This window comes from Acinetobacter towneri DSM 14962 = CIP 107472 (assembly GCF_000368785.1).
Taxonomy (GTDB): Bacteria; Pseudomonadota; Gammaproteobacteria; order Pseudomonadales; family Moraxellaceae; genus Acinetobacter; species Acinetobacter towneri.
This window is the reverse complement of the sequence record NZ_KB849689.1, coordinates 457782-471035: the sequence shown is the minus strand read 5'-3', so window position 1 is coordinate 471035 and position 13254 is coordinate 457782. Positions and strand designations below refer to the sequence as shown.

Sequence of the window (13254 nt, the reverse complement as noted above, 5' to 3'; positions counted from 1 at the left end):
TAATGTGCAATTTTAGAAGTTATAAATCGCCACGAGATTTAAACGATTATCTTCACCTGTTTTACTGCCATTCGCAGCTTCACCGAATGCTTCACGCTCACCATAAACATATTCAAGACCAAAGCTTAACGGTTTACGAGGGCTATAGAATACGTTTGCCCAAGTTTGCCATAAATCTTTGTTAATCGTAGTTTTGTCTGGTGTAGCTGCAATATAGTTAGGGTCTTTATCAAAACTCATATAACCATAACCTAAAGTACCATGCACTTTGTCACTAAATTTTTGTGTAATACCAACCATAATTGAGTCAAACTCGCTTTGAATAAGACTACCATTTGTCTGAGCAACCACGCCTTTATTCGTGAATGACACAAAGCTGCTATCACCTTTTACATGGTAATAATCGGCTTTTAAAGTCGTGCCTGGTACAACATCATATTTTGCACCGACACCGACGCCCCAAGCCATTTCTTCATCAGAATTGACACGTTTTTCATGTCCCATCGCACGTACGCTGACATTTAAATTATCTGCAAACTGATGATTTAAACGCGCAGTTAATGCAGGTAAACGCTGGTTGATTGAACTGTCTTTAGGGTCTTCAGCTGCAACCACCAAATTGGTTTGTGGGCTAAACTTTGTTGTATAGCGTACTTGTGGTGTACGTTTCACCGCACCACCAACATACGCCAAAGCATCAATGGTTTCTGGCATATAGTCTGGAATTGCAAAGTTTGACCAAGTTTGACCAATCAACCAATTCCCATAGTTCAAATAAGCATGGCGAATACGTAAGTTATCAAGGTTTGCTCCACCTAAGAAGTCAACTTCAAGTTTACCTTTTACGTCTTGTTCACCCACAGGGCTTTTAAAATCTAAACCTAAACGGGTTGCAGAAAGTGTTGATCTTAAACGATCACTTTGTTCTTTATTGCCTTCAAGTGGTACACCGTTAATTTGGTTATACGGCATATCTTTAGCGCCACCTTCTACCTGATAAGAAGCATCTAAACGCACATTACCATATAGATTAAATTCGGCACCTTTGGCAGTTTTTAACACAGGATTAGCAACTGGCGCTGCTGCAGTACGTTGCACATTGGCAATTGCTGTTGCAGTTTGTGCATTTTGTACTTTTTGCTGCTCAATCAAACCACGTAAAGCCTGAACTTCTTGTCTAAGTTGTTCAATTTCTTTTTGCTGTTGAGTTTGCGCTTGTGCTGCAACACTCATACCGCCCATGCTCAATGCAATCATGCTCATCATGAGCGTACGCTGCATTGTTGGTCGAACCGTTGTAGATTGAAAATGTGTAGATTGGGTTAATATTTTCGCGTTCATCCTAAACTCGCTTGTTATTGTGCCATCAAATTCTAGCAACAGATCACCATCTCTTACGATGGCGATCTATATCATTGATGACTGTAGATTAATGGAAAGGTAAAGAAATTATTGGGTTGCTTTTTGTGCGACTGGATTGCTTTCTACAGCAGGCTCCGCAGCGGCTTTAGCTTCTACAGACGTTTTTAAATTCACCATGAAGATTGCTAAGGCAGCAATTACACCTGGAATCGCAATAGCAAAGAAGTTCATTTGGTGCGGTAAATTCATGGTTAATAGTGCACCTGTGAGTACTGGCCCAACGATTGCACCGATGCGACCAATACCTGACGCCCAGCCCATACCTGTAGAACGTACAGTAGATGGGTAATATTGTGCGACGAAAGTATAAAGCAAGATTTGTGAACCAATTGTCGCTGCACCTGCAACTGCAATTAAGGTATACAACACGATTTGCGGGCTGTTGAAACCAAGTAGAATTAACGCTGCTGCACCACAGATAAACATAATGGTCAGTACTTTTTTGATATGGAAACGGTCAGCCAGCGCACCACCACCAATCGCGCCAATCATCCCACCAATGTTCAAGGCGAATAAGAAGATCATACTTGCACCAAGTGAGTAACCTGCTTGGATCATCAATTTTGGTAACCAGCTGCCCAAAGCATAAACCATTAACAAGCACATGAAGAATGCGATCCAGAACATGAACGTACTGAACATACGGCCTTGCTGGAACAATGCTTTTACAGGTGCTTCATCGCCTTTAGTCACTTCATTCAGTACAAACTCAGTGTCACCATTTAATTGTTGGCTTGGTGAAATTTTTTGCACAATACTACGGGTTTGCTCAATTTCTTTCTTGTTGGTCAAATACATGAGTGACTCAGGCAAGAATTTCCAAATTAATGGTAAAGCCACCAATGGAATAATTGCGATGTAAAACATGATTTTCCAACCAAACTCTGGCACTAACCATGCGCCCAATAATGCTGATGTCATACCACCAATCGCATAACCACTGAACATAAGTGCAACTAAAGTACTACGAATACGCTTTGGCGCATATTCAGTCATTAATGCCACTACGTTTGGCATTACACCGCCAATACCTAAGCCTGCAAGGAAACGTAAAATACCAAATTCAACAGGGTTAGTCGCAAATGCGCCAAGGAAGGTAAAGCCACTAAAAATAGCCACACAGATCATAATGGTTTTTTTACGACCCAACTTGTCCGATAACGTACCGAAGGTCATGGCACCAAACATCATGCCAAACAATGCCGTACTGGCCAGTAAACCTGCTTGTACCGCACTGAGCGCCCACTCTTGCATAAGTAATGGTAATGCAACCCCATAAATGACCAAATCGTAACCGTCAAAAATAATGATCATCAAACACCAAAACAATACGCCCCAATGGAATGGCGTGAACTTGGCCTCGTCAATCAAGGTATTAATATTAATTTTATTGCTTTGCATCTTGCTTCACCTCCTAATTGTGAAGTCCGTTACTCCAACTCAGATGCACACAATGAATAATAAGTTAAAATTTGTCCAAAACTGAATAGGCATGGATACATACCTAAAAAGTCTATAATTTGTAAGATATTGATTTTAAAATAGATAAAAATAACAAGGCGAAAAAAATACTGTAATGTGATGCTTAAAAAAGTTTTTTCAGGCAATTCACATAACAGTATTTTGTTAAAAATATCTGTGCTTTTATATAAAAAATATAGTTATAAATATTTGTTTTATATGGCTTTACTAGAATACATTGCGATCATAAGTAAATGCTTCCAAATCATAAACTTGATAAATGCAGTCAAACAAAGATCGAATGTCTTCACTTTCATCCATATTACGAATTGCCATAAACACAGGACTTACAGCCGAGTCATCTAATAAAGGTATAAAGTGCAAATGTGCCAAATGAATACTTTGTGCGCTTTCTGGCACGATACACAAGCCCTCACCTGCAGCAACAAAACCCAACGCCAATTGTAATTCACACACTTCACGAATTTTGCGAGGTTCTAAACCATACTCAGAAAACACGCCACGAATTTGGGTAGAGAAGTTTGGCTTGTTGTGATTTGGATATAAAAATAGTTGTTGATCAACAACATCCGCCAAATATACACCTTCTTTTTGTGCCGCAAATGGGTGGCTCGAATGTACTGCAACCATCAAGCGTTCTGCACGTAATAAGATACGTTTAACTGCAGGATCAGAAATTCTTAAGCGTCCAAATCCAACATCTATGCGCCCTTCTTTAAGTGCCTGAATTTGGTCATTGGTGGTCATTTCCACCATTTCTATTTTTAAATGCGGATGCTGCTGCTTAAACAAATACACAATTCTTGACAATAATCCGAACAATAAAGAACCAACGAAGCCAATAGTCACAGTACGACCAGCAATACCGACACGTTTTGTCATCGACTTGATTTCTTCCGCATTAGACAAAAGTTTAACGGCATGTTGGTAAAAGAATTGGCCTGCTTCGGTGGTCTTAAGCGGTCTACTTCCACGCTCAAATAGTTGAATTCCAAGCTCTTGTTCTAAATTTTGGATCTGTCTGCTCAAAGGTGGTTGAGCAATAAAGAGTTTTTCTGCTGCCTTGGTGAAACTTTGCTCTTCTACAACAGCAACAAAATAACGTAAATGTCTGAGTTCCATAGCTCAAAATACCTTTTAAGTATAAAAAAATGCATATTTGATCTTCGACCAATGCAATTTATTCTTTTAAGGTATATCACATAACTGTAATAAAGCAATGATATGAAGGGCAAACCATGTATAAGTCAGTAGAAACTTTGCTGGTGGAAATACCAACCATCCGTCCACACAAGATGGCGGTTGCAACCATGCAAACCCAAACCCTTGTATTAGTCAAAATCACCACTGAAGATGGTTTTGTTGGCTGGGGCGAAGCAACCACGATTGGCGGCTTGGGCTATGGTGAAGAAAGCCCAGAAAGCGTAAAAACCAATATCGAAACATATTTCGCATCATTGCTAAAAACTTTAGCTGGCTTGAATGTTGCGCAAACTTTACAGGTCATTAAAAAGAATATCAATGGCAACCGTTTCGCGAAATGTGCCATTCAAACTGCTTTATTAGATATTCAAGCGCAGCGCTTAAACCAACCTTTAAGTGAAATTTTAGGTGGTCGCCTACGCAACTCGGTTCCTGTGTTATGGGTACTTGCATCTGGCGATACAGAAAAAGACATCGCTGAAGCACAAAAAATGATTGCGGCTAAACGCCACAACACATTCAAGCTCAAAATCGGTTCACGCCCAGTAGAGCAAGATGTAGAACACGTATTGGCAATCAAACAAGCATTGGGTAAAGACGTTTCTATTCGTGTAGACGTAAACCGTGCTTGGTCAGAACTTGAAGCAATTAAAGGCATCCAGCTTTTACAAGATGGTGGTGTCGATTTAATTGAACAACCATGTGCAATTGACAACATTGATGCCATGGAGCGTTTAACACGTAAATTTGATATTGCCATCATGGCAGATGAATCATTGATGGGCCCACAAAGCGCTTATCAATTGGCAAAACGTAATGCTGCATCTGTATTTGCAGTTAAAGTTGCCCAATCTGCGGGTCTAATCGAAGGTTGTGAAGTTGCAACAATTGCACAGTTGGCAGGCATCGACCTATATGGCGGCACAATGCTTGAAGGCCCTGTCGGCACGATTGCATCTGCGCATGTGTTCTCGACCTTCCAGAATTTAGCTTATGGCACAGAATTATTTGGTCCGTTATTGCTGACCGAAGAAATTTTAAAAACTCCACTTCAGTACCAAGACTTTGAATTACACCTTCCAACAGGTGCAGGTTTAGGTATTGAGTTGGATGAAGACAAAATTGACAACTTGCGTCGTCAGTAATTAGGAGAAACCCATGCTTTTCCACGTACGTATGGATGTAAACATTCCATTGGATATGCCAGCTGAAACAGCTAACGAAATTAAAGCCGTTGAAAAAGCATATTCGCAGGAATTACAGCGTCAAGGCAAGTGGCGTCATATTTGGCGTATTACTGGCCAATATTCAAACATCAGTATTTTTAATGTAGAGAGCAACGAAGAACTGCACAACATTCTGCAAGGTCTTCCGCTCTACCCTTACATGAATATTGAAGTGATGGCATTGAACCGCCACCCTTCATCAATTCGTGAAGATGACACCTGATTTAATTCGGAAACTGGAGTAAGCACCTTACTCCAGCACCAAAGTAAACATTTAGCAAACCAAGTAAACAAGGAAAGTGGCAGCCAATTATCTCGTTTTTAGTCCAGAGATATTCGCCACCAAAGCACACCTCCAAGGAGAATGAAAATGAATCGCCAAGAAATTGATGCATTAGTTAAGCAAATGAACGTTGATACAGCGACAGGCCCTGTAGATGAACGTGTACAACAAGTTGTTGTGCGTTTATTGGGTGACCTTTTCCAAGCGATCGAAGATCTTGATATTTCTCAGTCAGAACTGTGGAAAGGTCTGGAATACTTTACTGATGCCGGTCAAGCGAACGAATTAGGTTTATTGGCTGCAGGTTTGGGTCTGGAACACTACCTAGACTTACGTGCTGATGAAGCGGATGCTAAAGCAGGCATTACTGGCGGTACGCCACGTACGATTGAAGGTCCACTTTATGTCTCTGGCGCACCTGAAACAGTAAGCTTTGCGCGTATGGACGATGGTTCTGAAGAAGGCAAAATCCCGACGCTGATCATTGAAGGTACAGTGACTGATACTGACGGCAACCGTGTTGAAGGTGCTAAAGTTGAAATCTGGCATGCCAACAGCCTGGGCAACTACTCATTCTTTGACAAGTCACAGTCTGACTTTAACCTGCGTCGCAGCATCATTACCGCTGCCGATGGTCAATATACTGCATTGACGACAATGCCAGTGGGTTATGGCTGCCCTCCAGAAGGTACAACTCAGTTTGTACTGGACAAGCTAGGCCGTCACGGTAACCGTCCATCGCACGTACATTACTTCGTATCTGCACCGGGTTACCGCAAGCTGACTACTCAATTCAATATTGAAGGCGACCAATACCTGTGGGATGACTTTGCATTCGCGACTCGTGAAGGTCTGGTGGCAACTGCGGTTGACGTGACTGATGAAGCTGAAATTGCAAAACGTGGTCTGAAAGGTCCTTTCAAACACATCCAGTTCAACATTGTTCTTCAGAAAGATCAAGCTGGCGTTCCTTCTACTGAAGTTGAACGTCGCCGCGCAAGCGCATAATTTGAAATGGAATCGGGATGTGGTCGTTGCCCCATCCCGATGACTGCCCTCCTTGGAAAGTCGGAGAAAGGACATGCCTCGTATTCCTGTTATCAATACTAGCCACTTAGACCGTATTGACAAATTATTGGTTGATGATTTTGAATCTGGTGAATTTAAATTACACCGTTCAGTATTCACAGACCAAGCCCTGTTTGACCTAGAAATGAAATACATTTTTGAAGGCAACTGGGTTTATTTGGCACATGAAAGCCAAATTCCAAACAACAATGACTACTACACCACTTACATTGGTCGTCAGCCAGTCATCATTGCGCGTAACCGCAATGGCGAATTGAATGCCATGATCAACTCGTGTTCACACCGTGGTGCACAATTATGTCGTTACAAGCGTGGTAACAAAGCAACTTATACTTGCCCATTCCACGGTTGGACTTTCAACAACTCTGGTAAGTTGTTAAAAGTAAAAGACCCAGCAGATGCAGGTTATTCAGATTGCTTTAACAAAGACGGTTCACACGACTTGAAAAAAGTTGCCCGCTTTGAAAGCTATAAAGGTTTCTTGTTTGGTAGCTTAAACCCAGATGTTCCTTCTTTAGAAGAATACCTAGGCGAAGCGACTAAAATCATTGACATGATTGTGGGTCAATCTCAACAAGGTCTTGAAGTTTTACGTGGTTCTTCGACTTACACCTATGAAGGTAACTGGAAGTTAACTGCTGAAAACGGTGCCGATGGTTACCACGTGTCTGCAGTACACTGGAACTACGCTGCAACAACTCAGCAACGTAAAGAAAAAGAAGCTGGCGATAACATCCGTGCAATGAGCGCAGGTTCATGGGGCAAACAAGGCGGTGGTTCTTACGGCTTTGAAAATGGTCACATGCTCCTTTGGACTCAATGGGCTAACCCAGAAGACCGTCCTAACTTTGCCAAGAAAGATGAATACACCGAGCAATTCGGTGAAGCAATGGCGAAATGGATGATCGAGCGTTCACGTAACTTGTGTATCTATCCAAACGTGTACTTCATGGATCAGTTCGGTTCACAAATTCGTGTGTTACGTCCTCTTTCTGTCGATAAGACTGAAGTGACAATTTACTGTATCGCACCTGTAGGTGAAGAGCCAGAAGCACGCGCACGCCGTATTCGTCAGTACGAAGACTTCTTTAACGCATCAGGTATGGCTACACCAGACGATCTTGAAGAATTCCGTGCATGTCAAGTTGGCTACGCAGGTATCGCACTTGAGTGGAACGATATGTGCCGTGGTTCTAAGCATTGGATCCAAGGTCCAGACGATGCAGCCAACGAAATTGGTTTAAAACCAAAACTTTCAGGTATTAAAACTGAAGACGAAGGTTTATACCTTGCTCAGCACCAACACTGGTTAGAACTCATCAAACAAGGCATCGCAACTGAAAAAGAAATTGCGGCATCTACTGAAGGAGAAAACGCATGAGCGACATCACTTTAGAAAAAGTTGCGCAGTTCCTTTATCAAGAAGCTCGCTTTTTAGATGATGAGCAATGGGATGAGTGGTTACAGTGCTACGCTCCTACTGCTTCTTTCTGGATGCCAGCTTGGGATGACGATGACCAATTAACCACAGATCCACAGTCTGAAATATCTTTGATTTACTACCCAGACCGTCAAGGTTTGGAAGACCGTGTGTTCCGTATCAAAACTGAACGTTCGTCTGCAACCATGCCAGACACACGTACGAGCCACAACATCAACAACATTGAAATTGTTGAACGTGATGGCAATAAAGTGACTGTACGTTTTAACTGGAACACCTTGAGTTTCCGTTACAAAACCAACTACAGCTACTTTGGTATGTCACGCTACGAAATCGACTTTTCTGGCGACAAACCACAAATTTTAAGCAAGTACGTGGTGCTGAAAAACGATTACATCAACCAAGTAATCGACATTTATCACCTCTAAGACTGTATTCATTTACAGCAAGGTAAAAACCTTTCAGCCAGATGGAATCTTGGCTGAAAGGTCTAGTTTCAAAGATTTATATAGGATATTCAGCCATGTCAAACCACAATGTTGCACTTCAATTTGAAGATGGCGTTACACGTTTTATTTCTGTTACAGATGGTGAAACACTGTCAGACGCAGCTTACCGTCAAAAGATCAATATTCCTTTGGACTGCCGTGACGGTGCATGTGGAACGTGCCGTGCGTTTTGTGAATCAGGTTCGTATGACATGCCTGAAGAAACTTATATTGAAGATGCATTGACACCAGAAGAAGCTGAACAAGGCTACATTCTTGCATGCCAATGTAAACCAACTTCTGACGCAGTATTCCAAATTCAAGCAACTTCTGATGTATGTAAAACTGAAATTCATGCATTTGAAGGTACTTTGGCTCGTGTCGAAAACTTATCTGACTCGACCATTACTTTTGACATTCAGTTAGATGAAGGTCAACCAGACATTCACTTCCTTGCAGGTCAATACGTGAATGTGGGTATTCCTGGTACAACAGAAACCCGTTCATATTCTTTCAGCTCTAAGCCTGGTAACCGCTTAACTGGTTTTGTAGTACGTAACGTACCAAACGGCAAAATGAGCGAATTCTTAAGCCAAAATGCCAAAGCTGGCGACAAAATGACCTTTACGGGTCCATTTGGTAGCTTCTACTTACGTAATGTAGCACGCCCTGTAGTGATGTTAGCAGGTGGTACAGGTATCGCACCATTTATGTCTATGCTGCAAGTACTTGAAGAAAAAGGTTCTGAGCACCCTGTACGTTTAGTTTTTGGTGTGACCAATGACTTTGACTTGATTGCAATTGAAAAATTAAACGAACTACAAGAAAAATTCTCTTGGTTCGAGTACCGCACTGTAGTGGCAAATCCAGAATCTGCACACGAGCGTAAAGGTTACGTGACTGGCCATATCGAAAACGAATGGCTCAACGGTGGTGATGTAGACATCTACCTATGTGGTCCAGTGCCAATGGTAGAAGCGGTACGTGGCTGGTTAGATGCAGAAGGTGTTAAACCTGCAAGCTTCCTATTTGAAAAATTCTCTGCCAACTAAGTTTGTTATACAGTCTAGAAACATAGTCGGAGAATACAATGAATCGCACAAAAAGATTTGAAAACAAAGTTGTAATCGTGACTGGTGCCGCTCAAGGCATTGGTCGCGGTGTGGCTTTACAAGTGGCGAGTGAAGGTGCCCAAGTGGTTATGGCAGACCTTTCTCCCTATGTAGAAGAAGTGTTGGCCGAAATTGAAGAACACGGTGGCGATGCAGTAACCGTAAAAGCCAACCTTGAAACTTTTGCAGGTGCAGAATCTGTGGTTGCTAAAGCACTTGAAACCTATGGTCGTGTTGATGTGCTCATCAACAACGTAGGCGGTGCAATTTGGATGAAACCTTTTGAAGAATTTTCTGAAGAAGAAATTATCAAAGAAGTGAATCGTTCATTGTTCCCTACTATGTGGTGCTGCCGCGCAGTATTGCCTGAAATGGTGAAAAACCAGAAAGGTACCATTGTAAACGTATCTTCAATTGCAACACGTGGTATTAACCGCGTGCCATATTCGGCGTCTAAAGGTGGTGTAAACGGTTTAACCGCTTCCCTCGCCTTTGAACATGCCAAAGATGGTATTCGTGTGAATGCTATTGCAACTGGCGGTACAGAAGCGCCACCACGTAAAGTGCCACGTAATGCCAACCCACTTTCAGAATCTGAAAAAGAGTGGATGCAACAAGTGGTCGATCAAACCATTGATCGTACCTTCTTGGGTCGCTATGGCACCATTCAGGAACAAGTGAATGCGATTCTGTTCCTTGCTTCTGATGAGTCATCGTACATGACAGGTACCGTTGTACCTGTAGGTGGTGGTGATCAGGGCTAAGCCAAGATCATGACCAACTTCAACAGGATCATTGCTTGACGCAAGGAGGCAAATCGTCAATGAGTCACCTGTTCCAAACTTTAAAAAATGACTGGTCAATTTCAGCCACTGTTGCAGGATTCTTAGCAGTGCTGATCTCCTATTCAGGGCCATTGATCATCTTTTTCCAAGCGGCACAGCAAGCCCAAGTTTCCCCAGACATGATGATTTCATGGATTTGGGGAATTTCTATTGGTGCTGCTGTCGCAGGTATCTTTTTGTCCATTAAATACAAAGTGCCTGTGGTCACCGCTTGGTCTGCACCCGGTACCGCATTGCTGGTCACACTGTTTCCCGATATTACCCTGAATGAAGCAGTTGCAGCCTACATCACCTCTGCTGTGGTGATTTTTTTGATTGGAATCACAGGTTATTTTGACAAACTCCTGTCTTGGATTCCGCAAGAAGTCGCAGCAGGCATGATGGCAGGTATTTTGGTTCAATTTGGCTTAGGCTTATTTACTGCAACCGATACCCTGCCATACATTGTATTTGGGATGCTAGCGGTATTTTTATTGGCAAAGCGTTTTAGTCCACGTTACGCCATGATTTGGGTGCTTGCTGCAGGCATTATACTCAGCTTAATGCTCGGTAAAATTAACCCTGTCACCACCAATTTTAGTTTGGCAATTCCACAGTTTATTGCACCTGAATGGACGTGGAATTCAACCTTAAACTTGGCATTACCTTTAATTTTAGTCAGCTTGTCTGGGCAGTTTTTACCGGGTATGGCAATTATTAAAATTAGCGGTTATGACATGCCTGCTAAGCCTATTATTAGTGCGACCAGTATCGCTTCTCTTGCCGTTGCGTGTGTGGGAGGAATTACCATTGTACTTGCCTCTATTACTGCAGCATTATGCTTAGGTAAAGATGCGCACGAACTGAAAGAAAAGCGATATATTGCAGGTGTTGCAAACGGTATTTTCTATATTTTAGGTGGGTTATTTGCGGGTAGCATCGTCATGCTATTTAGCCTATTGCCCAAAGAACTGATTGCAGCTTTGGCTGGACTTGCACTTTTGGGTGCAATTGCCACCAATATTTCAGTTGCAATGAGTAAAGAATCACAGCGTGATGCAGCCCTCATCACCTTTTTAGCAACTGCCTCTGGCATGCAGTTTTTAGGGCTAAGTTCTGTATTTTGGGGCATCTGTATTGGTTTGATCGCACATTGGGTATTAACCAAACGCGACAACTCAGCAGCACCCCTACCTTCAACTCAAAGTTCCAAAAGTTAATGGACAGGCAATTGTCTAGGACACATTATGATTGATAAAAGTCAAACTTCTTTAACAGAAGTCCTTTCGCAAATTAAAGATGGTTCAACCATCATGATTGGTGGTTTTGGTACCGCAGGTCAGCCAGCGGAACTCATTGATGGTTTGATTGAACTTGGCATCAAAGATTTAATTATTGTAAACAACAACGCAGGTAATGGTGACTACGGTTTAGCGAAACTGCTAAAAGCTGGCGCGGTACGTAAAATTATCTGTTCATTCCCACGTCAGTCTGACTCTTGGGTATTTGATGAACTTTACCGCGCAGGCAAAATCGAGCTTGAACTGGTGCCGCAAGGTAACTTGGCATGCCGTATTCAGGCTGCAGGTATGGGTCTAGGTCCAATCTATACCCCTACAGGTTTTGGTACTTTACTTGCAGAAGGCAAACCAACCTTAAATTATGAAGGTAAAGACTACGTACTAGAAAACCCAATCCGCGCAGACTTTGCTTTAATTAAAGCACAGCAAGGCGACCGTTGGGGTAACTTGGTGTACCGTAAATCTGCACGTAACTTTGGCCCAATCATGGCGATGGCTGCCGATGTGACAATTGCACAGGTTTCTGAAGTGGTTGAGTTAGGCGCGTTAGAACCTGAACACATCATCACTCCGGGTATTTTCGTTCAGCACGTTGTTGCCGTTGGCGCAAAACAACCTGAACAATCTGCATAACTGTCACGTGAAGGAGAACATCATGAGCTATACCAAATTAACACGTGATCAAATTGCTGAACGTGTGGCGCAAGACATTCCAGACGGTGCTTATGTCAACCTTGGCATTGGCTTACCAACTAAAATTTCTAACTACCTGCCTTCAGACAAAGACGTATTCTTACACTCTGAAAATGGTTTATTGGCATTTGGTCCACCACCACCTGCAGGCGAAGAAGACCCTGAACTGATCAACGCGGGTAAAGAGTTCGTCACCATGCTCACAGGCGGTTCATTCTTCCATCATGGTGACTCATTTGCCATGATGCGTGGTGGTCACTTAGACATCGCAGTACTAGGTGCATTCCAAGTCGCTGAAAATGGCGACTTAGCAAACTGGCACACTGGCGCTCCAGATGCCATTCCTGCCGTAGGCGGTGCAATGGACTTGGCAGTTGGTGCAAAAAAAGTCTTTATTACGACTGACCACGTGACCAAAAAAGGCGAAGCTAAAATTGTGGCTGAACTAACTTATCCTGCAACAGGTTTAAAATGTGTAGACCGCATTTACACAGACTTGTGCGTGATTGACGTCACTCCTGAAGGCATGAAAGTGATTGAGAAAGTTGAAGGCTTAAGCTTTGAAGAGCTGCAATCTTTAACTGGCGCTAAACTGATTGATGCGACCCAATGAGTATAAATAGACAGACATCGCTATTTTAAACGACGCATTGAATAGAGATTGAACGTTCCTTCTCTTGCGCCATATAT

General features: G+C 42.5%; 13 protein-coding genes. 10 read left to right on the top strand and 3 right to left on the bottom strand.

All coding sequences use genetic code 11. From position 1 onward, the window contains the following. Window positions 1-12: 12 nt before the first annotated feature. From F947_RS06525 to F947_RS06515, 3 genes are all read right to left on the bottom strand, one after another. Window positions 13-1341 carry a DcaP family trimeric outer membrane transporter gene (locus F947_RS06525; protein WP_004973536.1) on the bottom strand — a complete coding sequence of 443 codons (1329 nt, stop codon included), beginning with the start codon at window positions 1339-1341 and terminating at the stop codon, window positions 13-15. 108 nt (window positions 1342-1449) lie between these two features. Continuing rightward, window positions 1450-2823 carry an MFS transporter gene (locus F947_RS06520; RefSeq protein WP_004973535.1) on the bottom strand — a complete coding sequence of 458 codons (1374 nt, stop codon included), beginning with the start codon at window positions 2821-2823 and terminating at the stop codon, window positions 1450-1452. A gap of 288 nt (window positions 2824-3111) precedes the next feature. Beyond that, entirely contained in the window at window positions 3112-4026 is a 915-nt protein-coding gene (locus tag F947_RS06515; protein WP_004973533.1) for a LysR family transcriptional regulator, read from the bottom strand. Between the two features lie 116 nt (window positions 4027-4142). Here F947_RS06515 and F947_RS06510 point away from each other — a divergent pair, with 116 nt between their 5' ends. The 10 genes from F947_RS06510 (at window position 4143) to F947_RS06465 (ending at window position 13177) form a co-directional block, all read left to right on the top strand. Further along, a complete protein-coding gene (locus F947_RS06510) occupies window positions 4143-5252 on the top strand; it encodes a muconate/chloromuconate family cycloisomerase (RefSeq protein WP_004973532.1) in 1110 nt (369 codons plus the stop codon). Window positions 5253-5265: 13 nt separating this feature from the next. Beyond that, window positions 5266-5556, top strand: a complete 291-nt coding sequence (gene catC / locus F947_RS06505; RefSeq protein WP_004973530.1) for a muconolactone Delta-isomerase — start codon at window positions 5266-5268, stop codon at window positions 5554-5556. A 147-nt stretch (window positions 5557-5703) separates the two neighbouring features. Continuing rightward, window positions 5704-6624 carry a catechol 1,2-dioxygenase gene (catA, locus tag F947_RS06500; protein WP_004973528.1) on the top strand — a complete coding sequence of 307 codons (921 nt, stop codon included), beginning with the start codon at window positions 5704-5706 and terminating at the stop codon, window positions 6622-6624. A 73-nt stretch (window positions 6625-6697) separates the two neighbouring features. Further along, on the top strand, window positions 6698-8086 hold the full coding sequence (benA, locus tag F947_RS06495) for a benzoate 1,2-dioxygenase large subunit (RefSeq protein ID WP_004973526.1): 1389 nt from the start codon (window positions 6698-6700) through the stop codon (window positions 8084-8086). After that, complete coding sequence (gene benB / locus F947_RS06490; RefSeq protein ID WP_004973525.1) at window positions 8083-8574, top strand: benzoate 1,2-dioxygenase small subunit; 492 nt, start codon at window positions 8083-8085, stop codon at window positions 8572-8574. The genes benA and benB overlap by 4 nt, the downstream gene beginning before the upstream one ends. A 95-nt stretch (window positions 8575-8669) precedes the next feature. After that, entirely contained in the window at window positions 8670-9686 is a 1017-nt protein-coding gene (benC, locus tag F947_RS06485; protein WP_004973523.1) for a benzoate 1,2-dioxygenase electron transfer component BenC, read from the top strand. A 38-nt stretch (window positions 9687-9724) separates the two neighbouring features. After that, on the top strand, window positions 9725-10510 hold the full coding sequence (benD, locus tag F947_RS06480) for a benzoate diol dehydrogenase BenD (RefSeq protein WP_004973522.1): 786 nt from the start codon (window positions 9725-9727) through the stop codon (window positions 10508-10510). 59 nt (window positions 10511-10569) lie between these two features. Continuing rightward, window positions 10570-11790: a benzoate/H(+) symporter BenE gene (benE, locus tag F947_RS06475; RefSeq protein WP_004973520.1), complete on the top strand. Its 1221-nt coding sequence runs from the start codon at window positions 10570-10572 to the stop codon at window positions 11788-11790. Window positions 11791-11817: 27 nt separating this feature from the next. Further along, a complete protein-coding gene (locus tag F947_RS06470; RefSeq protein WP_004973517.1) occupies window positions 11818-12504 on the top strand; it encodes a 3-oxoacid CoA-transferase subunit A in 687 nt (228 codons plus the stop codon). A gap of 22 nt (window positions 12505-12526) precedes the next feature. Further along, the gene (locus F947_RS06465) at window positions 12527-13177 is read left to right on the top strand and encodes a 3-oxoacid CoA-transferase subunit B (RefSeq protein ID WP_004973516.1); all 651 of its coding nucleotides are present in this window, start codon (window positions 12527-12529) and stop codon (window positions 13175-13177) included. Window positions 13178-13254: the final 77 nt, after the last annotated feature.